The organism is Nocardia sp. NPDC049935, assembly GCF_055586645.1.
The window spans coordinates 157,407-176,972 of record NZ_JBVJHV010000006.1; the positions used below are offsets into that span (position 1 = coordinate 157,407).

Consider the following 19,566-nt stretch of genomic DNA (forward strand, 5'->3'; position numbering starts at 1 on the left):
GGACGGCTGCGGACCAGCTCGTTTCCTCGCGCTCGATCCGGCCGTCCGTCCGGTCGCCGGCACCGCGCCGCGGTGCCGTCCCGAACGCTCGGAAGGAGACGCCGCGAGCATGACCAGCGACAAGCCCGAAATCCTGACCACCGACGCCGGTATCCCCGTCGAAAGTGACGAGCATTCACTCACCGTCGGCCCCGACGGCCCCATCCTGCTGCAGGACCACTACCTCATCGAGCAGATGGCGCAGTTCAACCGGGAACGTATCCCGGAACGCCAGCCGCACGCGAAGGGCAGTGGTGCGTTCGGCCGGTTCGAGGTCACCAACGATGTCAGCGCCTACACGAAGGCGGCGCTGTTCCAGCCGGGGGCGAAAACCGAGATGGTCGCCCGGTTCTCCACCGTGGCCGGCGAGCGCGGCAGCCCGGATACCTGGCGCGATCCGCGTGGTTTCGCCCTGAAGTTCTATACGACCGAGGGCAACTACGACATGGTCGGTAACAACACGCCGATCTTCTTCATCCGCGACCCGCTGAAGTTCCAGAACTTCATCCGCTCCCAGAAGCGGCGCGCGGACAGCAATCTGCGCGATCACGATATGCAGTGGGATTTCTGGACGCTGTCACCGGAATCGGCGCACCAGGTCACCTGGCTGATGGGTGATCGCGGTATCCCCAAGACCTGGCGGCATATGAACGGCTACTCCAGCCACACCTATATGTGGGTCAACGCCGAGGGCCAGAAGTTCTGGGTCAGATACCACTTCAAAACCGACCAGGGCATCGACTTCCTCACACAGGAGGAGGCCGACCGGATGGCCGGGGCGGACAGCGACTACCACATGCGCGATCTGTATCAGGCGATCGACCGGGGCGAATACCCCAGCTGGACGCTGCATATGCAGATCATGCCGTTCCACGACGCACAGAATTACCGGTTCAATCCGTTCGATCTCACCAAGGTGTGGCCGCACGGCGACTATCCGCTGATCGAGGTCGGCCGGATGACGCTGGACCGCAATCCGACCGACAACCACACCCAGATCGAGCAGGCGGCGTTCCAGCCCAACAATCTGGTGCCGGGTATCGGTCTGAGCCCGGACAAGATGCTGCTGGGCCGCGTGTTCTCCTACGCCGACGCCCACCGGGCCCGGCTGGGCGCCAACTACCAGCAGATCCCGGTGAACGCGCCCCATGTGCCGGTGCACAGTTACAGCAAGGACGGCGCGATGCGCGTCGAACCGGTCACCGATCCGGTGTACACGCCCAATTCGAAGGGCGGGCCGCGGCCGGATACCGATCGTTACGGTGAACCGGCGGGCTGGCAGTCCGACGGCGCCATGGTGCGGTCCGCCTACACCCTGCACGCCGAGGACGACGATTTCGGCCAGGCCGGAACCCTGGTGCGCGAGGTGCTCGACGACGCGGCGCGCGAACGGCTGGTGAACAATATCGTCGGCCATCTGCTCGACGGGGTGAGCGAACCGGTCCTGCACCGGGCGTTCGAGTACTGGCGCAATGTCGACAAGGATCTGGGCGACCGGATCGAGCGGGGCGTGAAGTCCCGGGCCTGACCGGCCGGTCCCGCGCAGCCGCGGGGGTCTGCGGACCTCCGCGGCTCCGGTGCGCCCGGGACGCGTGGTGTCGCGTCCGGGCGCCCGGGGATCCGCCCCGGCCGGCGCGCGGAATATAGAGTCGGCGACCATGACCGTTCTCGTCGCCCCGGACAGTTTCAAGGGCACCTACACCGCCACCGAGGTCGCCGAAGCCGTCGGCGCGGGAATCGAGGCATCCGGCGGTACGGCGATCCGGTTGCCCGTCGCCGACGGCGGCGAGGGCACGCTCGCGGTACTCACCCGCCCCCTCGGCCTGCGCATCGTGACGGCCGAGGCCCGTAACCCCTGGGGTGCGCCGTACCGGGCCGAATTCGGGCTCTCCGCGGACGGTACCGCGGTGATCGAGATCGCCGCGGCGAGCGGGATCACCACCCCGCACGACGGGCCGAAGGATCCTGTCACCGCCGATACCTACGGCACCGGCATGCTCATGGCGGCGGCCGTACGTCAGGGAGCGCGCCGGATCGTGGTCGCGGCCGGTGGATCGGCCACCACCGACGGCGGGACCGGCGCGATCGCGGCACTCGAGGAGGCGGGCGGCCCGGGAACCGCGTCCGTCGTCGTCCTCACCGACGTCACCACCCGCTACCTCGACGCCGCCCGGGTGTTCGGGCCGCAGAAAGGCGCCGACCCCGCCACGGTGGAGTTGCTCACCCGGCGGCTCGCCGAGACCGCGCGGCGCCTACCGCGTGATCCCTCCGGTGTCGACGCGACCGGCGCCGCGGGCGGTTTCTCCGGCGGTATGTGGGCGCAGTACGGCGCCGAACTGCGCTCCGGCGCGCAATACGTCCTGGACGCGGGCGGTTTCGACGAGCACGCGCGGCAGGCGTCGGCGATCGTGGTCGGCGAAGGGCGCCTGGACGGGCAGACCAGGGCCGGCAAGATCATCTCGGCGATCCTGGACCGCGCGGGCTCGGTCCCCGTTTTCGCCGTGGTGGGATCGGTGGGCGCGGACCTGGGCGACTACCGGGCGCGGTTCGCCGAGGTGATCGTGGCCTCCGACGCCGCGGCGATGCGGGCGGCCGGGCAGCGGATCGGCGCCGCGGTCACCGCGAGCTGATACCGGCGCCGAGCGGCCGGCGCTTCACCGCGGCGGAGTGAGATCCGGTGGGAAACCGCCCGTCGCGACGGGCCCCCACCGGTCGATCTCGATCCGGATCAGCGATTTGTTCTGCCGGGCCATCGCCTCGCGGTATTCGTCCCAATCCGGGTGCTCACCGGTGATTCCGCGGTAGTAGTCCACCAGGCCGTCGGCGGCCTCGGGCATATCGATGACCTCGGCGCGCCCGTCCACCTGCACATAGGCGTCGTCGAACTCGTCGGAGAGCACACAGATCGACACCCGGGGATCGCGGCGGATATTGCGGGTCTTCGCCCGGCCCGGATACGTCGAGACGACCACTCGCCCCGCCGGGTCGAGGCCACAGGTCACCGGGGACATCTGCGGGCTCCCGTCCGAGCGGTGGGTGACGAGGACACCGTGGTGGCGGGACGCGAGGAATTCCAGAAGCGCGGACCGGCCGACGGCGTCGGCGGTGGCGATTCGCGGCATGCGGGCCCTTCCGTTCGATTCGGCAACGGCCCGAGCATAGCGAGCGCACGCGCACCCCCGGGCCGGCGCGCGAACCCCTGTTGTGGGCGGCGCCACCGCCGCGCGGCCGGTGATTCGACGACCTCGATGCGGGTATCCGCCTCATTGCCCTGGTCGCACGCTCGACAGGAAGGACAGACCATGGTCGCCGGACGCGACGATCCGAATCAGAACACCCCTGCCCCCGAGCACAACTTCCCCGACGACACGCGCACCACCCGGTCACACGCCGGAGAATCGATCGAGGACACCCGGAACTGGCCGGGCATCATCCTCGCCGCCCTCGGTATCGTGCTGGTAGGGCTCACCCTCACCGCGGCGGGATACGGATTCGCGGGCTGGGCACTGGTCGCCGGAATCCTGGGCGGACTATGCCTGGTGGCCGGCGTGGCGATCGTGGTCGCCGAGCACCGCCGGGTCAAGGCCGCGGAAGGAGCCGCGCTGTGGGAACAGCGTGGCCATTGACGTAACGATCGGGGTCACGGGAGAGACGTGATCGTGTCCGGCCGGGTCGGTTTGCCCCGAACCGGCCGGGTACGCGCGCGATATGGAATTCCTCGTGGTCCTCGGGATCGCGGTCCTGGTCACGCTCGCCCTGCGCTATCGGCGCCGGGCGGGCGGGCACCCGGACACTTCCGAACCGCCGGGCGACCGGGGGCAGTAGCCCCGGCGTGGCCGGGAAGGGCATCGGGTGCGGGCCCGTCCGCCCGGGTCACCGGCATTCCCGGAGCGGGACACACCGCACATCATGTTTCGATCTCCACCGTCCTGGGCATCTCTGATCCGGGCCCGGACGGCGCCGCGCGTACGCCCCTGCCCTGATTTTCGCTCTCGTCGGCGACGCGCCGCGCCCGGAACCGGTCCGGCTGCGGGAAGGCCGCGACAGTCGACGGACACCGGGCACGGGGAGGTCGGATCCTGGACACGTGGTGGACCTTCGTCGTGCAACGGCGGCACCAGCTCTTCATCGACTCCTATCTGCACGTCTCGGCGGTCGTCCAATCGCTGCTGATCGCCACGGCGGTGGCGGTGCTGATCGGCATCCTGGTGTATCGCAGTCCGATCGGTTCGTCGGCCGCCACCGCGGCGGCGGGCGCGATTCTCACCGTGCCGTCGTTCGCCCTGCTCGGGCTGCTGATCCCGATCTTCGGACTGGGTGTGGTGCCGACGGTGACCGCGCTGGTGCTCTATGCTCTGCTGCCCATCCTGCGCAATACGCTCATCGGTCTGTCATCGGTGGACTCGGCGGTGGTCGACGCGGCGCGCGGGGTCGGTATGAACCGGTTGCGCGTACTCACCACGATCGAACTGCCGCTGGCCTGGCCCGCCATCCTCGCGGGTATGCGGGTGAGCACCCAGTTGATCATGGGCATTCTCGCCCTCGCCGCCTATGCCAAGGGGCCGGGCCTGGGCAACCTCATCTTCTCCGGGCTCTCCCGGCTCGGCAGCCCGAACGCCGTCCCGCAGGCGCTCACCGGCACGGTGCTGATCGTCGTTCTCGCTCTGCTGCTCGACGGGATCTTCGTCCTCGTCGGGCGTCTCACCATTTCGAGGGGTATCCGTGACTGATTCCCAGACCGGCGCGGCGGTGTCCGGTGTCGAGATCGTGCTCGATACCGTCACCAAACGGTATCCGGGGCAGCGCGAGCCCGCCGTCGACGCGGTCTCGCTGACGATCCCCGCGGGCGAGATCGTGGTCCTGGTCGGGCCGTCGGGCTGCGGTAAGACCACCACCATGCGGATGATCAACCGCCTCATCGAACCCACCTCCGGCACGATCACCATCGACGGCCGGGACGCGGCCTCGATCGACCCCGACCGGCTGCGCCGGGGCATCGGCTATTCGATCCAGCAGGCGGGCCTGTTCCCGCATATGACCGTCGCCCGCAATATCGCGACCGTGCCCGGGCTGATGGGCTGGGACCGCGCCCGGATCACCGCGCGCACCGACGAGATGCTGGAACTGGTGGGCCTGGAACCGGATATCTACCGGGGCCGCTATCCGCGTCAGCTGTCGGGTGGTCAGCAGCAGCGGGTGGGCGTGGCCCGCGCTCTCGCCGCCGACCCGCCGGTTCTGCTGATGGACGAACCGTTCGGCGCGGTCGATCCGATCACCCGCGGACTACTGCAGGACGAACTGCTGCGGTTGCAGGCCGAACTCGGCAAGACCATCGTTTTCGTCACCCATGATTTCAACGAGGCGGTCAAACTCGGTGACCGGATCGCGGTGCTGGGTACCGGCTCCCGGATCCTGCAATACGATACGCCCGCCGCGATCCTGGCCGACCCCGCCGACGAGACGGTGGCGGGTTTCGTCGGCGCCGACGCCTCGCTCAAACAGCTGACGCTGACCCGCATCCGCGATGTGGAACTGGACGACTACCCCACGGTCACCGAGGACGTCACGGTCGAGGCGGCCCGTACGGCGCTGGCCGAGGCAGGCCACGGCTGGGTCCTGGTGCTCGACAGCCGGCGACGCCCGCTGCGCCGGATCTCCGCCGACCAGCTCGCGCACGCGCGTTCGGTACGCGAGTCCGGCTCCGCGCTCGGCGAAACCCTCTCCACGGCGTCGACGCTGCAGGACGGGCTGGAAGCCCTGCTCAACGATCAGAACGCCGCGGCAGTGGTCACCGGTTCGCGCGGCGAGTACGCGGGGGTGGTCACCATCGACACCCTGGTCGCTCATCTGTCCGCCCTGCGCGGCGCGCACGGCGACCGGGCCGGATCGGACGCGACCGCATGACGGCCGCCGCCTCGATCACCGATACCCGGCCGGAACCCCGGCGCAGATCGGCGGAGCGGCGCGCCGATACGCTCCGGTTGATCGTGCAGCCCGCGGTGGTCGCGCTGCTCACCGTCGGCGTTCTCGTCTGGGCGCTGCGCCGCGATCTCACCGTCACCCAGCAGACCAGCCTGAACGCGGACAATATCGTCACCGTCACCTGGCAGCACATCGTGATCACCGCGACGGTGACGCTGATCGTGGTGGCGGTCGGCGTCCCGCTGGGCACCCTGCTCACCCGGCCCGGCTACCGGCGGCTCACGCCGCTGGTGGTGACCATCGCCAATATCGGCGCCGCGGCCCCCGCCATCGGCCTGATCGTGCTGTTCTATCTCCTCACCCGGACCACCGGGTTCTGGATCGGGGTGGCGCCGATCGCCTTCTATTCCCTGCTGCCCGTCCTGCGCAACACCATCCTGGGCTATCAGCAGGTCGATCCGATGCTCATCGACGCGGGCCGCGGCCAGGGCATGTCCGCCCGCACCGTGCTGCGCCGGATCGAATTCCCCCTCGCGGTGCCCTATATCCTGGCCGGCCTGCGCACCTCCCTGGTCCTGGCGGTCGGCACCGCCACGCTGTCGTTCCTCGTGAGCGCGGGCGGGCTCGGCATCCTCATCGATACCGGCTACAAACTGCGCGACAACGTCACGCTGGTGGTCGGGGCGGTACTGGCGGTGGCGCTCGCGTTGCTGGTGGACTGGCTCGGCGCGGTGGCCGAACGCTTTCTCGGACCCCGGGGGCTGGAATGAGGACGAACCGGGCGGTGCGGGTGCTGGTCGCGGCGGCCGCGGTACTGCTGGCCGGCTGCGGGCTGCAGTCGGGCGGTTCGGTGCCGCTGCAGGTGGGGCCCGGAAGTATCGTCGCCGAACCCGCCCTGAGCGGAGTGCCGATCACGGTGGGTTCCAAGGATTTCACCGAACAGAACATCCTCGGCTACATCATCGAATTCGCGATGGTCGCGGCCGGGGCCGAGGTACGCGATCTGACCGATATCCAGGGGTCGAACAGTCTGCGCGACGCGCAGCTCAGCGGCCAGATCGATATCGCCTACGACTACACCGGCACCGGCTGGGTGAACTATCTGGGCAACGAGACCCCGGTGCCCGACGAGCGGGCGCAGTTCGACGCCGTGCGCGAGGCCGACCGGGCGGCCCACGGCATCGTCTGGTCGGCCATGGCCCCCATGAACAACACCTACGCCCTCGCCACCAGCAGGCGGACCGCCGAACGCACCGGTGTGCGCACCCTCTCCGCGTACGCCGCACTGCTCGCCGCCGACCCGGCGGCCGCCGCGACCTGCGTCGGCACCGAGTTCAGTGTGCGCCAGGACGGCTACCCCGGGATGGCCCGCGCGTACGGGATCGACCCCGGGCGCGCGCAGAAACGGATCGTGCAGGACGCCGTGGTCTATCAGGCGACCGCCGACGCCGATCAGTGCGCGTTCGGTTCGGTCGCGGCCACCGACGGACGGATCCCGGCACTGGACCTGGTGCTGCTGGAAGACGATCGGGCCTTCTTTCCCAAGTACAATGCCGCTTTGGTGATGCGGGCCGAGTTCGCGGACGCATATCCCGAGGTCGCCCGGATCATGACACCCATCTCGCGGCTGCTCACCAACGAATCGATCACCGAGCTCAACCGGCAGGTCGATGTGGAGGGCCGGGAACCGGCTGAGGTCGCCCGCGACTGGATGGTGGCGCAGGGTTTCGTGACGAAGGAGTGAACCGGCGGACGCGGAGGAGGCGACGGTGACCGACGGCCCGAAACTCCCCGCACCCGCTCCGGCCCGCGCGGTGCTCTTCGGCCTGCCGCCCGCGGGACGCCGGCTGCCCGGGGCGATCCGCGCGGCGGTAGCCTTCGGCGCGCCGGCGCTGCTCGCGGTGGCACTGGGTCACGAACAGCAGGGTCTGATGGCCGCGACCGGAGCGCTGGCGGTGATCTTCGGCGAGGGTCAGGCCTACCGGCGGCGGCTGCGGGTGGTGGGTACGGCCGCGATCTGCCTGATCTGCGTGGCGTTCGCCGGCGGCCTGGTGGGGAATCTGGTGCACCACCGGCTCGACGCCGGCGGATCGCAGTGGTGGCAACTGCTGCTCGTGGTGCTGATGTCGGCGGTCGCGGTGGCCGCCACCTTCGTGAATTCGGCACTGCGGCTCGGGCCGCCGGGCGGATTCTTCTTCGTGCTGGCCGCCGGGGTCGGCGCGCTCATCGCCGGTCACGGGGTGGCCCCCGGCCAGATCGCGCTGTGGACGGCGGCAGGCGGGCTCAGCGCTGTGATCGTCGGTATGTCGGCGGCGCTCACCTCGGCCCGGCCCCCCGAAGAGCGCGCGGTGGCGGACGCGGTCGAAGCCGTCGAGGCCTTTGCCGGGCTCGATCCCGCGAGCGAGCCGACCGGCGCGCGCTACACCGCGACCATGAAGGTGCGCACCGCCTGGACCCTGCTCGACGATGCCGGGAACCTCGACGGCGACTTGGCCGCCACGCTCGATCACGCACAGCGGCGGTTCGCCGCCCTGCTGTACCGCGAGCACGAGGACGACGAATCCGATCTGTTGTTCGATACCGGCCATCCCGCGCCGACTCCGCGCCCCTCGCTGCGCTACCGGATCCGGCGCTCACTCTCACCTGACAGCCACGCGGCCGTCTCCGCGACCCGGCTCGCCCTCGCGGCCCTGGCCGCAGGCTGCCTGACCGTCGCCTTCGATCTCGGGCGCCCCGACTGGGCGGTACTCACGGTGACCGTCCTGCTGCACCAGGGCCCCGACCGTATCCGCGGCACCTACCGCGGCGTGCACCGTATCGGCGGAACCGCCTTGGGCCTGGTGCTGTTCGCCGGGCTCTACGCGCTCGAACCGCGGGCCTGGGCACTGGTGCTGATCCTGATGGCGCTGCAATTCGCGATCGAACTGCTGGTGGCCCGCAACTACGGGCTCGCGGTCGTCTTCATCACGCCGCTGGCACTGCTGATGGGCGGTGGCGGACTCTACGGCGATGTGTTCCCGGTACTGCGCGACCGGCTCCTCGAGAGCGCGATCGGGGTGGCGATCGGCCTGGCGGCGTTGTGGTCGGTGGACCGCCGGGCGCACCGGCGGGTACTGGTGCGCGACGATCAACGGGTCATCGAGGCCCTCGACCGGCTGATACGGCTCACCGCGCGCCCGCCGGGGCAACGCGCGCAGGTGCCCACCCTGCGCCGGGAACTGGAATTCGAACTGATGGGCTCGACCCTGGCCGCGATCGACGCCGCGCACAACGAACCCGGCTGGACCCGCGGGCACTGGACCCGCCACCAGCGCATCCGCCGGCTCGGGCACCGGATCCTGGCCGCCACCTGGCGGCTCTCACCCGACTCCCCCACCGACACCGCGCGACTCGACCGCTGGTCACGCGAGCTCGCCGAACTGGCCTGAGATCACCGCACACCGACGATCAGGTCAGTGCGAGAACACGGCACGGGCCGCCGGTGCCGCCGAGATGTTTGGGCGCGCCGACCACGATCGTCGCCCCGGCGGGTGGCACCGCCGCGAGATTCGCCAGCATCTCCACGCCGTAGCGGCCGGACCCCAGGATCGCGGTATGGACCGGGAAGTCCTTATCGGCCGACCGGTCCAGGCTGAGGGTGTCGACTCCGGCGCCGACGATCCCGCGCTCGGACACCAGGAAATCCGCGGTGTCACCGGCGAATCCGGGGGCGTGCGGTACACCGTCGCCGTCCAGGCCGACGAATCGCTCCGGTGTCGCCAGGCGCCCCTCCCAGCCGGAATACATTGCCACGAAGGCCCGTTCGGGAAGACGCCCGTGCCGCGACTCCCAGTCGGTGATATCGGCGAGGGTCACCACGGCCTCGGGGTCACGCTCCGCGCGGGCGCTGATATCGATGACCGCCAGCGGCGCCACCAGATCCTCGGCGGCCAGGGCGTCGGTGGTGGCGGCGCCGGAGCGGCGGTGCACCGGGGCATCCAGATGGGTGCCGGTGTGCTCCCACAGGGTGAGCATGTTCTGGTTGAATCCGCCCATCCGGTCCCAGGCCACCGGCACCATCGCGAACGGCGGGTTGCCGGGCCAGACCGGCGTCCGCGGGCTCAGCGGATGGGTGAGATCGGCCACGGCGCCGCGGGATTCGCGCGCCACGGCCGGGGCGGCCGTCACCGCCAGTGCCGCGGCCGCCGACAGTCCGAAGAAGGCCCGCCGGCCGCTGCGGGGCGCACGGGCGACGGTATCGCGGACGGTGCCGATGATCTCCGGTGCGCACATAACGGCGCAGCCTACGCCCGCACTCCATCCGTGAGCCGGATTGCCGGGCCGGGGGTTTCGCCGTGTCCGCGAAATCCCCTCACGCTCAGGGGACGATCGGTTGCGCCAGGATCTCGTCGAGAACATCCGCGGCGCCGGCGACGGTGAGCCCCGCCTCGGCGGCGGTCATCCGTCCCCACAGCAGCAGCGCAAGCCCCTCGGCCGGGCCGGACACCCGCACCGCGACCTCTCCCCCGTCGCCCGGTTCGCCGAGTACCCACCCGGAGCCGCCGTCGATATCCGTGGCGGTCAGCGCCACGGCGGCGTCCAGCGGCGCCATCCGCCCGGTGCCCACCTGACGGGGATAGAACACGGTCAACACCTCCTCGACCGTATCCGCCCAGACCCGGGGCACCGCCCGCACCAGCCCGAGCGCACCCCGGCCCGCGATCGCCGCACGCAGATCGTGCGCGTGGACCAGGGTTTCGTGTACCTGGCGACGCTGCCAGAACGAGACCGGGCCCTCCCCCATCGGCTTCGGGTACGCCAGGATCCGCGCGGTGGCCGCCGGGTCCAGTTCGGCCAGGGTCTCCCGGAGTTCGGTCGCGCACGCGGAGTAGTGGGTGATCAGATCGAACGGCCCGTCCCCCAGTGGTTCGGCCTTACGCGCCCGCGCGCTCGCCGCGGCCCAGTGGTGCACGAACGCCAGATGTTCCACCAGATCGCGGACGGTCCAGTCACCGCAGCGCGGCACCGGCGCCGACGGATCGGCGTCCGGGACGGAAGCGAGGAACTCCCCTTGGAAATCGGCCAGCAGCAGCGGGAAGTCGAGAGTCGCCGGAGCACCCATGCGGTCACGGTACCGCCCACCGGCGGCGCCCGCCCGCCGGAAACCACGGCCGGTGATCCACCTCATCGGCGCCGCCCGGACCGGGCGGCGGGGCGCCGGGCGGCGGCGCCGTGTCGGATAACCTGCAGTCATGCTCGCCGATACGCCGTCACCGCGTCCGTTCAGCACGATCCGGTGGACCGCGGCGCAGCGCCGGACCATGGACGCGGCGCTGGATCTGTTCGGCGCGCACGGCGTGAGCGGGACGTCCCTGCAGATGATCGCGGATATGGTCGGGGTGACGAAGGCGGCGGTCTACTACCAGTTCAAGACCAAGGAGGAGATCGTCATCGCGGTCGCCGCGAACGAACTCGCCATCATCGAGGACGCGCTCATCGCCGCCGAGGCCGAATCCGAACGCGTGCGCGCCCGCACGGTCCTGTTGACGCGGGTGATCGATATGGCCGTCTCCCGGCGCCGCTGGGTGAGCACGCTGACCAACGATCCGGTGATCGTCCGGGTCCTCGGCGAACACGAACCGTTCCGCCTGTTCATGAGCCGGCTCTACGCGGTACTGCTCGACGAGCGGGAGGCCGACGATACGGTGGCCCGGGTGTCGGCGGCGGTGCTCTCGGCGGCGATCGCCGGCGCGGTGGTCAACCCCCTGGTCACCGACCTCGACGACGACACCCTGCGCGCCACGCTCATCCAGCTCACCCAGCGGATGCTCGATCTGCCCGACCCCGCGCCGCCGGACTGAAACCCACGGCCTTCACCTCCACGGAGCAACGCGCCCCGTCGGCGGTCCCCGGCGTCAGGCGATCGGCAGACCGGGGTCCAGCAGGAACGGCAGCAGGAAGGTGCGCAGCAGGGCCCGCTCCTCGTCCTCCCCGGCGGGCGGCAGAGTGAGCAGTGAGACCATCACCCGCACCGCCCACCGGCCCAGCCGCTCGGCGGCGGCCGGTGACAGATCGTGCCGCAACCGCGCGACGAACGCGGCGACCAGCGCGTCGATCACCGTCGACGAATCCGACAGGCGGGCGACGATACCCGCGTTCGCGGGTTCGAACCAGACGGCCAGATGCGGTGTCTTCCGGGTTTCGGCGAGGGTCGCGACCAGCCCGTCCAGCAGTCGTCCGGCCCGATCCGGCCCCTCCAGCGGGTGATCGCGCCAGACCCGTTCGATCAACCGGGTCGCCTCCCGGCCGGCGAAAGCGACATAGAGCGCCTGCCGGTTGTCGAAATACCGGTACAGGGTGGCCCGGGAACATCCGGCCGCCTCGGCGACCTCGGCCATCCCGACCGTCCCGGCGCCCTTGTCGATGACCAGGGCGCGGACGGCGTCGAGAATACGTTCGGCCGCGAGTTCGGTCCGGCCCGCGGCCAGCCAGTCACCGCCCACGGCGCGCTCCCGCGGCGGCCCGGTTCAGGCCGTGCATCGGAACGGTACGGAGGTCGGCCGCCGCACATACGGGCCGGGCGCGTAGGTGACCGCGTCGATATCGACGCGGTAGTCCGGGAAGCGGTCCAGCAGTTCCTCCAGCGCCACCCGGGCCTGCATCCGCGCCGCGGCCGCGCCGAGACAGTGATGCGGGCCGTGCCCGAAGGTCATGATGCGCTGCGGATCACGGTCGATATCCAGGTCCGCGGCATCGGCGCCGAAGGCGCGTTCGTCGCGATTGGCCGATCCGTACACCAGCAGTACCTTACGACCCGCCGGAATGGTCACGCCGTCCAGTTCGATATCGCGGGTGGTCGTGCGGGCCAGCCCCTGGACCGGCGAGGTGAGGCGGGCCAGTTCCTCGATCGCGATCCGGATCCGCTCGGGGTCGGCGGCCAGCGCGGCGCGCTGCTCCGGGTGCTGCTGCAGCAGCTGCACCGCACCGCCCAGCAGTCCGGTGGTGGTGTCGTTACCGCCGGCCACCATGGTCCAGGTGTAGGCGAGGATCTGCACGAGACCGTTCACATCGGTCTCGTCGGCGGCGAAGCCCGCCTGGACCAGCAGCGAGACCGTATCGTCGCCCGGATCGGTGCGCCGGCGGGCGATCAGTTCGGCGAAGTACCCGAGCATCTCCATCGACGCGGCCTGGGCGTCGGCGGTGCGCTGGGTACTGGCCGCCACCACCGCGTCGGTCCAGCCGTCGAACCGGTGCCGGTCTTCCTCCGGAACGCCCAGGTAGTACGCGACCACCATCGTCGGCAGCGGTTTGAACAGATCCGTGACGATATCGCCGCCGCCCTGCTCCGCCAGCCGGTCCAGCCGCTCCCGTACGTAGGCGCGCACCACCGGTTCGACATCGGCGACCTGGCGGGGCGTGAAGCCGCGGGCCACCAGTTTGCGGAACTCGGTGTGCTCGGGCGGATCCTGCATGACCATCGGCGGGTTGCCGGTGAGCCCGATCTGTTCGAGTTCCCCGTATTCGACGGTGAGCCCCTGGCCGGAGGAGAAGGTCGCGACATCGCGGGCCGCGTGGAAGACGTGCTCGTGCCGGGTGAGCACCCAGTAGTCGTTCTCGGGGCGCTCGGCGGGAACGGCCCGGTGGACCGGATCGTGGTCGCGCAGGGCGGCGTACATGGCCCACGGGGTGCGCCAGGACTCCTCGGAGCACAACTCGAATCGCGCGGGCCGATGAAACGTTTCTGCCGTCATGTTCCGACAATAAGACAGAACTGACATTCTGTCTAACATTCGCCGATACTCGCTCGACAGCGGGTTCCGCCCGCCCGCACTCGCCACCGATCGGCCCCACCGGCCCGGCTAGGCTCGCCGGGCATGAGCGTCCTCCGGTCGATCCCGCTGTTCCTGCTCGCGGCCGTGGCCGAGATCGGCGGCGCCTGGCTGGTGTGGCAGGGGGTGCGGGAACACCGCGGCTGGGCCTGGATCGGCGCGGGCGTGCTCGCCCTCGGGGCCTACGGATTCGTCGCCACCCTGCAACCCGACGCGCATTTCGGCCGGATCCTCGCGGCCTACGGCGGCGTCTTCGTCGCCGGATCACTGCTGTGGGGTATGGCGCTGGACGGGTACCGTCCCGACCGCTGGGATATCGCGGGGGCTCTGCTGTGCCTGGCCGGGGTCGCGGTGATCATGTACGCGCCCCGCGATATCGCCGGTTCATGAGAGAACCGGGGTCCGCCGCGAATCTCCGCGCCGATCCCGCCCCGGCGGCACGGCCGGACACGGCATAGTTGGACTCAGGGCGAACACAACCGTGGCCGTGCCCGCGAGGTTGCCCCTAGCTTGAACGGGCCGCAGCGGCGCACGGCCGCGGCAGGCCGGAACGCGCGCTGCCCGAATCGGATTCACGCGCACCTCCGGCGCGATCGGCTGTACACCCACCGACAGGAGATTTCGCGATGACCGATTCCACCCCACCGGCCGACCCGTCCGCCGCCTGGAGTTTCGAGACCAAGCAGATCCACGTCGGGCAGGTCCCCGACGGCGCCACCAGCGCCCGTGCCCTGCCGATCTACCAGACCACCTCCTACACCTTCCGCGATACCGAGCACGCGGCGGCACTGTTCGGGCTGGCCGAACCGGGCAATATCTACACCCGGATCATGAACCCGACCCAGGACGCGGTGGAACAGCGCATCGCGGCCCTCGAGGGCGGTGTCGCGGCCCTGCTGCTCTCGTCCGGGCAGGCCGCCGAGACCCTGGCGATCCTGAACCTCGCCGGCGCCGGCGACCACATCGTCTCCAGCCCGCGCCTGTACGGCGGCACCTACAACCTGTTCCACTACACGCTGCCCAAACTGGGCATCGAGGTCTCGTTCGTGGACGATCCCGACGATCTCGGCCAGTGGCGCGCGGCGGTGCGGCCGAACACCAAGGCGTTCTACGGCGAAACCGTCTCCAACCCGCAGAACCATATCTTCGATATCCCCGGAATCGCCGAGGTCGCGCATACCGCGGGTGTACCGCTGATCGTCGACAACACGGTCGCCACCCCGTATCTGATCAAACCCCTCGAGCACGGCGCCGATATCGTCGTGCACTCGGCGACGAAGTATCTGGGCGGGCACGGCGCGGCCATCGCGGGTGTGATCGTGGACGGCGGGACCTTCGACTGGACCGTGCGCGCGGGCGACGGGCCGCGCTTCCCCGGTTTCACCGAACCCGACCCCAGCTACCACGGTGCCGTCTTCGCCGATCTGGGCGCACCGGCCTTCGCGCTCAAGGCGCGGGTACAGCTGTTGCGCGACCTCGGCGCGGCGATCGCCCCGTTCAACGCCTTCCTGATCAGCCAGGGCCTGGAGACCTTGAGCCTGCGGATCGAACGGCATGTGCAGAACGCGCAGGCGGTCGCGGAGTTCCTGGCCGGACGGCCGGAGGTGACCACGGTGTCCTACGCGGGCCTGCCGTCCTCGCCCTGGTACGAGCGCGGGAAGCAGCTGGCGCCGAAGGGCACCGGCGCGGTCGTCGGCTTCGAGCTGGCCGGCGGCGTGGACGCGGGCAAGCGGTTCGTCGAGGCCCTGACCCTGCACAGCCATGTCGCCAATATCGGCGATGTCCGGTCGCTGGTCATCCACCCCGCCTCGACCACCCACTCCCAGCTGACACCGGAGGAGCAGCTCAGCTCCGGGGTCACCCCGGGCCTGGTGCGGCTCGCCGTGGGGATCGAGGGTATCGAGGATATCCTCGCCGACCTGCGCGCCGGATTCGACGCCGCCGGATAACCGCGGCACAGCCCTCGTCCGGAAGCCGGGCCCGCCACCGCGGCGGGCCCGGCTTCTTCGCTGTCACCGGCCGGGCGGCGGGGTCCCTCAGACGGGCACGCAGGGGGTGCCCGAGGAGTAGACGTGCAGCACGCACCGCACGGCCAGGATCACGGCCTGGATCAGGTCGAGCGGCTGATAGTCGAATGGGTGCATGGACGGTCCTCCGCGGGCTGTCGGCGGATCCGGACCGGTGCCGGTCCGGTGCGAGCGGGTCTGGCCTACAGCGTGCGCCGCCCGATGCCACCGCGGCCGCGATTCGAGGTCACGATCCGGCCATGCCCGCGAACCGGAGAACGCGGCCGGTGTGCGCAAGGAACGCGTCAAGGCCGGAGGCGAGGACGTAAAGGAGCCGTCAAGGGCGGCGATGCCGGGGTCGCGCGGCTCGTAGTTTCGATCCGGTTCGGCAACCGCAGCCGGTTCGATCGTGTCGTGCTGCCGCTGCCGCGGATTCTCGGAACGGAGGCGAAGTGTCGATCCCGGCCCCTCGCGTGGTCACGGTCGCGGTATCCGGTGTCCGGCAGCGTCGCCAGGCGTGTGAACCGTGCTCGGTGACATGATGCCGGAGTGAGCACCACACACGACCGCACCCCGGGTGAACTGCGCATCTATCTCGGCGCCGCCCCCGGAGTCGGGAAGACCTACGCCATGCTCGGGGAGGCGCACCGCCGCCTGGGCCGCGGGCAGGACGTGGTGGCCGCGGTGGTCGAGACGCACGGTCGCGCGCAGACCGCGGATCTGCTGGAGGGCATCGAACAGCTGCCCCGCCTGACCATCCCCTACCGCGGCACGGTGCAGTACGAGCTGGATGTGGACGCCGTGCTGGCGCGCCGGCCCGATCTGGTGCTGGTGGACGAACTCGCGCACACCAACACCCCGGGCAGCCGCAACGCCAAGCGGTACCAGGACGTCCAGGAACTGCTGGCCGCCGGGATCGACGTGGTGTCCACCGTGAACATCCAGCACCTCGAGGGCCTCAACGATGTGGTGGAGCAGATCACCGGCGTCACCCAGCGCGAAACCGTGCCCGACGCGGTGGTGCGCGCCGCCGGCCAGATCGAACTCGTCGACATCACCCCGGAGGCCCTGCAGCGCCGGATCTCGCTGGGCAATGTGTACGCGCCCGAGAAGGCCGACGCGGCGCTCGCGCACTACTTCCGGCGCGGCAATCTCACCGCGCTCCGGGAACTGGCCCTGCTGTGGCTCGCCGACCAGGTGGACGCCGCGCTCGCCAGATATCGTGCCGACCACCGGATCACCGAGACCTGGGAGGCCCGGGAGCGGGTGGTGGTGGCGGTGACCGGCGGCCGGGAATCGGAAACGCTCGTGCGCCGGGCGGGGCGGATCGCGGCCAAGTCCAGCGCCGAGCTGATCGTCGTCCATGTGGTGCGCGGCGACGGCCTGGCCGGGGTGGCGGCACCGCAGATGGCCGCGGTGCGCGCGCTGGCCGCCCATCTCGGCGCGGAACTGCATACCGTCGTGGGTGACGATGTCCCGGCGGCCCTGCTGGATTTCGCCCGCTTGGTCAACGCGACCCAGCTGGTGCTGGGAACATCGCGGCGTTCGCGCTGGGCCCGGATGTTCGACGAGGGTATCGGCGCCGATGTGGTGCAGCGCTCCGGGGCGATCGATGTGCACATGGTGACCCATGAGGAGGCGGGGCGACGACGACGACGGTGGCGGCCGGTGCGCCGCCGCACCGCCGCCTGGATCGCGGCACTGGCCGTGCCCTCGCTGATCGCGGGGCTGATCGCGGTATGGCTGGACCCCTACCTCGATCTGGTGAGCGAGGGCGCGCTGTTCTTCGTCGCGGTGCTCGCGGTCGCGTTGTTCGGCGGGGTGCTGCCCGCGATCGCCGCGGCGCTCATCGCGGGCGTCCTGCTCAATGTCCTGTTCACCGATCCCCGCTACAGCGTCAGCGTGTCCGAGCCGAACAGTTTCCTGCCCGCATTGCTGCTGCTGGTCGTGGCCGTCGCGGTCGCGGTACTGGTCGATACCGCCGCCCGCCGGGCCGAACAGGCCGGACAGGCCTCGCGCGAGGCCGAGTTGCTCGCGTTGTTCGCGGGTTCGGTACTGCGCGGCGCCGATCTGACCGCGCTGCTCGAGCGCCTGCGCCAGACCTACGGCCAGCGCTCGGTATGCCTGCGGCACGGCGACGGCTCGGTGATCGCGTCCGTCGGCGACGACCCGCCCGGCGGCAGCGGCGAAGCCGATACCGCGGTGGAGGTCCACGACGGTGACTACCGGCTGCTGCTTGCCGGGCCGACCCTGCGGGCACGCGACCGCCGGGTGCTGGAGGCGGTGGCCAACCAGGCCGCCGGACTGGTCCGCCAGCAGCAGCTGGCCGAGGAGGCGAACAAGGCGGCCGCATTGGCCGAGGCCGACCGGCTGCGCCGCGATCTGCTGTCGGCGGTGAGCCACGATCTGCGCACCCCGCTGGCGGCGGTGAAGGCGGCGACCTCGAGCCTGCGGTCCGACGATGTGGAGTTCTCCCCCGAGGACCGGGCCGAATTGCTGGCCACGGTGGAGGAATCGGCCGATCAGCTCACCGCGTTGGTGGGTAACCTGCTCGACTCCTCTCGCCTGGCCGCGGGCGTGGTGCGCCCCACGCTGCGCCCGGTGTACCTGGACGAAGTGGTGCACCGGGCACTGGTCAGCGTGGGGGTCAGCCCGCGCGGCGCGCGGCGGGGAGCGCTCGACCGGGTGACGGTGCGGGTGGGACCGGCGGCGGTACAGGCCGATCCGGACCTGCTCGAGCGCGTCCTGGCCAATCTCGTCGACAACGCCCTGCGCTACGGTGCGGAATCGGAGGTGCGTATCGACGCCGCGGCCTCGGACGGGCGGGTATTCGTCCGGGTCGTCGATCACGGTCCCGGCCTCCCGGGCGCCGACCCCGAGCGGATGTTCGACCCGTTCCAGCAGCTGGGCGACCGCGACAACACCAGCGGACTCGGATTGGGCCTGTCGGTGGTGCGCGGTTTCGCGGTCGCCATGGGCGGGTCGGTGGCCGCCTCTCCCACCCCGGGCGGTGGGCTCACCGTCACCGTCGACCTGGCCGCGGCCGGAGTCGGCGGAGATTCGACCCCCACGGAGGTATCACGATGAATACCGGACCGCAGCCGGGTCGGGGGACCACCGTTCTGGTGGTCGACGACGAACCGCAGATCCTGCGCGCCATGCGGATCAACCTGTCGGTGCGCGGCTACGACGTGGTCACCGCGTCCACCGGGGCGGGCGCCCTGCGCGCCGCCACCGAACGCAAACCCGATGTGGTGGTGCTGGATCTGGGCCTGCCCGATATCGACGGGATCGAGGTGCTGGCCGGATTACGCGGCTGGACCCGGGTCCCGGTGATCGTGCTCTCGGCGCGCACCGATTCGGCGGACAAGGTGGACGCCCTCGACGCCGGCGCCGACGACTATGTCACCAAACCCTTCGGGATGGACGAGTTCCTGGCCCGGCTGCGCGCCGCGCTGCGCCGGGCCGCGGAATCCGCGGAGACCGGCGAACCCGTGGTGGTGACCGATTCGTTCACCGTCGACCTGGCCGCGAAGAAGGTGGTGAAGGCGGGCCGGGAAGTCCACCTCACGCCCACCGAATGGGGTGTGCTGGAGATGCTGGTGCGCAACAGCGGCAAACTGGTCGGCCGCCGCGAACTGCTGCGCGAGGTGTGGGGTCCCGCGTATCAGGCCGAAACCCACTACCTGCGGGTCTATATGGCCCAGCTGCGCCGCAAACTCGAGGACGATCCCTCCCATCCGCGGCATCTGCTCACCGAACCCGGGATGGGACACCGCTTCCGGGAGTAG

At 70.6% G+C, this 19,566-nt stretch carries 18 protein-coding genes; 13 read left to right on the forward strand and 5 right to left on the reverse strand.

Annotated elements, in window-relative coordinates; genetic code table 11:
* The first annotated feature begins 109 nt into the window (after positions 1-109).
* On the forward strand, positions 110-1,567 hold the full coding sequence (locus ACZ6SF_RS23085; RefSeq protein ID WP_466064348.1) for a catalase: 1,458 nt from the start codon (positions 110-112) through the stop codon (positions 1,565-1,567).
* A gap of 130 nt (positions 1,568-1,697) precedes the next feature.
* On the forward strand, positions 1,698-2,669 hold the full coding sequence (locus tag ACZ6SF_RS23090) for a glycerate kinase family protein (protein ID WP_466064350.1): 972 nt from the start codon (positions 1,698-1,700) through the stop codon (positions 2,667-2,669).
* A 24-nt stretch (positions 2,670-2,693) separates the two neighbouring features.
* On the opposite strand, the gene ACZ6SF_RS23095 is transcribed toward ACZ6SF_RS23090, so the two are convergent.
* On the reverse strand, positions 2,694-3,161 hold the full coding sequence (locus ACZ6SF_RS23095; protein ID WP_466064352.1) for a PPOX class F420-dependent oxidoreductase: 468 nt from the start codon (positions 3,159-3,161) through the stop codon (positions 2,694-2,696).
* A gap of 180 nt (positions 3,162-3,341) precedes the next feature.
* Here ACZ6SF_RS23095 and ACZ6SF_RS23100 point away from each other — a divergent pair, with 180 nt between their 5' ends.
* From ACZ6SF_RS23100 to ACZ6SF_RS23125, 6 genes are all read left to right on the forward strand, one after another.
* Positions 3,342-3,665 (forward strand): hypothetical protein, encoded by a 324-nt coding sequence (locus ACZ6SF_RS23100; protein ID WP_466064354.1) that lies wholly within the window; start codon positions 3,342-3,344, stop codon positions 3,663-3,665.
* A gap of 453 nt (positions 3,666-4,118) precedes the next feature.
* Positions 4,119-4,769 (forward strand): ABC transporter permease, encoded by a 651-nt coding sequence (locus tag ACZ6SF_RS23105; protein WP_466064925.1) that lies wholly within the window; start codon positions 4,119-4,121, stop codon positions 4,767-4,769.
* A complete protein-coding gene (locus ACZ6SF_RS23110) occupies positions 4,762-5,943 on the forward strand; it encodes an ABC transporter ATP-binding protein (protein WP_466064356.1) in 1,182 nt (393 codons plus the stop codon). The genes ACZ6SF_RS23105 and ACZ6SF_RS23110 overlap by 8 nt, the downstream gene beginning before the upstream one ends.
* Entirely contained in the window at positions 5,940-6,731 is a 792-nt protein-coding gene (locus tag ACZ6SF_RS23115; RefSeq protein ID WP_466064358.1) for an ABC transporter permease, read from the forward strand. Before ACZ6SF_RS23110 ends, ACZ6SF_RS23115 begins: the two co-directional genes overlap by 4 nt.
* Positions 6,728-7,705 (forward strand): glycine betaine ABC transporter substrate-binding protein, encoded by a 978-nt coding sequence (locus ACZ6SF_RS23120; protein WP_466064360.1) that lies wholly within the window; start codon positions 6,728-6,730, stop codon positions 7,703-7,705. Before ACZ6SF_RS23115 ends, ACZ6SF_RS23120 begins: the two co-directional genes overlap by 4 nt.
* Before the next feature lie 25 nt (positions 7,706-7,730).
* Positions 7,731-9,389: an FUSC family protein gene (locus tag ACZ6SF_RS23125; protein ID WP_466064362.1), complete on the forward strand. Its 1,659-nt coding sequence runs from the start codon at positions 7,731-7,733 to the stop codon at positions 9,387-9,389.
* A 19-nt stretch (positions 9,390-9,408) separates the two neighbouring features.
* Here ACZ6SF_RS23125 and ACZ6SF_RS23130 read toward each other — a convergent pair whose 3' ends face one another.
* Positions 9,409-10,233 carry a cyclase family protein gene (locus tag ACZ6SF_RS23130; RefSeq protein WP_466064364.1) on the reverse strand — a complete coding sequence of 275 codons (825 nt, stop codon included), beginning with the start codon at positions 10,231-10,233 and terminating at the stop codon, positions 9,409-9,411.
* 85 nt (positions 10,234-10,318) lie between these two features.
* A complete protein-coding gene (locus ACZ6SF_RS23135) occupies positions 10,319-11,062 on the reverse strand; it encodes a maleylpyruvate isomerase family mycothiol-dependent enzyme (protein WP_466064366.1) in 744 nt (247 codons plus the stop codon).
* Positions 11,063-11,192: 130 nt separating this feature from the next.
* Here ACZ6SF_RS23135 and ACZ6SF_RS23140 point away from each other — a divergent pair, with 130 nt between their 5' ends.
* The gene (locus ACZ6SF_RS23140; RefSeq protein WP_466064368.1) at positions 11,193-11,801 is read left to right on the forward strand and encodes a TetR/AcrR family transcriptional regulator; all 609 of its coding nucleotides are present in this window, start codon (positions 11,193-11,195) and stop codon (positions 11,799-11,801) included.
* Positions 11,802-11,855: 54 nt separating this feature from the next.
* Here the strand turns inward: ACZ6SF_RS23140 and ACZ6SF_RS23145 are convergent, their stop codons facing one another.
* A complete protein-coding gene (locus ACZ6SF_RS23145; RefSeq protein ID WP_466064369.1) occupies positions 11,856-12,443 on the reverse strand; it encodes a TetR/AcrR family transcriptional regulator in 588 nt (195 codons plus the stop codon).
* A gap of 24 nt (positions 12,444-12,467) precedes the next feature.
* Positions 12,468-13,691 carry a cytochrome P450 gene (locus ACZ6SF_RS23150; protein ID WP_466064371.1) on the reverse strand — a complete coding sequence of 408 codons (1,224 nt, stop codon included), beginning with the start codon at positions 13,689-13,691 and terminating at the stop codon, positions 12,468-12,470.
* 123 nt (positions 13,692-13,814) lie between these two features.
* On the opposite strand from ACZ6SF_RS23150, the gene ACZ6SF_RS23155 reads away from it, so the two are divergent.
* The 4 genes from ACZ6SF_RS23155 to ACZ6SF_RS23170 all read left to right on the forward strand — a co-directional run bounded on the left by ACZ6SF_RS23155 (position 13,815) and on the right by ACZ6SF_RS23170 (position 19,566).
* Positions 13,815-14,159 carry a YnfA family protein gene (locus ACZ6SF_RS23155; RefSeq protein ID WP_466064373.1) on the forward strand — a complete coding sequence of 115 codons (345 nt, stop codon included), beginning with the start codon at positions 13,815-13,817 and terminating at the stop codon, positions 14,157-14,159.
* A gap of 236 nt (positions 14,160-14,395) precedes the next feature.
* Entirely contained in the window at positions 14,396-15,718 is a 1,323-nt protein-coding gene (locus tag ACZ6SF_RS23160) for a bifunctional o-acetylhomoserine/o-acetylserine sulfhydrylase (protein WP_466064375.1), read from the forward strand.
* A gap of 606 nt (positions 15,719-16,324) precedes the next feature.
* On the forward strand, positions 16,325-18,862 hold the full coding sequence (locus ACZ6SF_RS23165; protein WP_466064377.1) for a sensor histidine kinase: 2,538 nt from the start codon (positions 16,325-16,327) through the stop codon (positions 18,860-18,862).
* Positions 18,859-19,566: a response regulator gene (locus ACZ6SF_RS23170; protein WP_466064378.1), complete on the forward strand. Its 708-nt coding sequence runs from the start codon at positions 18,859-18,861 to the stop codon at positions 19,564-19,566. The genes ACZ6SF_RS23165 and ACZ6SF_RS23170 overlap by 4 nt, the downstream gene beginning before the upstream one ends.

What these genes read in the sequence shown, in the direction of transcription:
- ACZ6SF_RS23095 (WP_466064352.1), bottom strand. Translation starts at nt 3,161, where the DNA reads ATGCCGCGAATCGCCACCGCCGACGCCGTCGGCCGGTCCGCGCTTCTG.
- ACZ6SF_RS23140 (WP_466064368.1), top strand. Translation starts at nt 11,193, where the DNA reads ATGCTCGCCGATACGCCGTCACCGCGTCCGTTCAGCACGATCCGGTGG.
- ACZ6SF_RS23150 (WP_466064371.1), bottom strand. Translation starts at nt 13,691, where the DNA reads ATGACGGCAGAAACGTTTCATCGGCCCGCGCGATTCGAGTTGTGCTCC.
- ACZ6SF_RS23085 (WP_466064348.1), top strand. Translation starts at nt 110, where the DNA reads ATGACCAGCGACAAGCCCGAAATCCTGACCACCGACGCCGGTATCCCC.
- ACZ6SF_RS23100 (WP_466064354.1), top strand. Translation starts at nt 3,342, where the DNA reads ATGGTCGCCGGACGCGACGATCCGAATCAGAACACCCCTGCCCCCGAG.
- ACZ6SF_RS23120 (WP_466064360.1), top strand. Translation starts at nt 6,728, where the DNA reads ATGAGGACGAACCGGGCGGTGCGGGTGCTGGTCGCGGCGGCCGCGGTA.
- ACZ6SF_RS23160 (WP_466064375.1), top strand. Translation starts at nt 14,396, where the DNA reads ATGACCGATTCCACCCCACCGGCCGACCCGTCCGCCGCCTGGAGTTTC.
- ACZ6SF_RS23135 (WP_466064366.1), bottom strand. Translation starts at nt 11,062, where the DNA reads ATGGGTGCTCCGGCGACTCTCGACTTCCCGCTGCTGCTGGCCGATTTC.
- ACZ6SF_RS23130 (WP_466064364.1), bottom strand. Translation starts at nt 10,233, where the DNA reads ATGTGCGCACCGGAGATCATCGGCACCGTCCGCGATACCGTCGCCCGT.
- ACZ6SF_RS23170 (WP_466064378.1), top strand. Translation starts at nt 18,859, where the DNA reads ATGAATACCGGACCGCAGCCGGGTCGGGGGACCACCGTTCTGGTGGTC.
- ACZ6SF_RS23115 (WP_466064358.1), top strand. Translation starts at nt 5,940, where the DNA reads ATGACGGCCGCCGCCTCGATCACCGATACCCGGCCGGAACCCCGGCGC.
- ACZ6SF_RS23155 (WP_466064373.1), top strand. Translation starts at nt 13,815, where the DNA reads ATGAGCGTCCTCCGGTCGATCCCGCTGTTCCTGCTCGCGGCCGTGGCC.
- ACZ6SF_RS23090 (WP_466064350.1), top strand. Translation starts at nt 1,698, where the DNA reads ATGACCGTTCTCGTCGCCCCGGACAGTTTCAAGGGCACCTACACCGCC.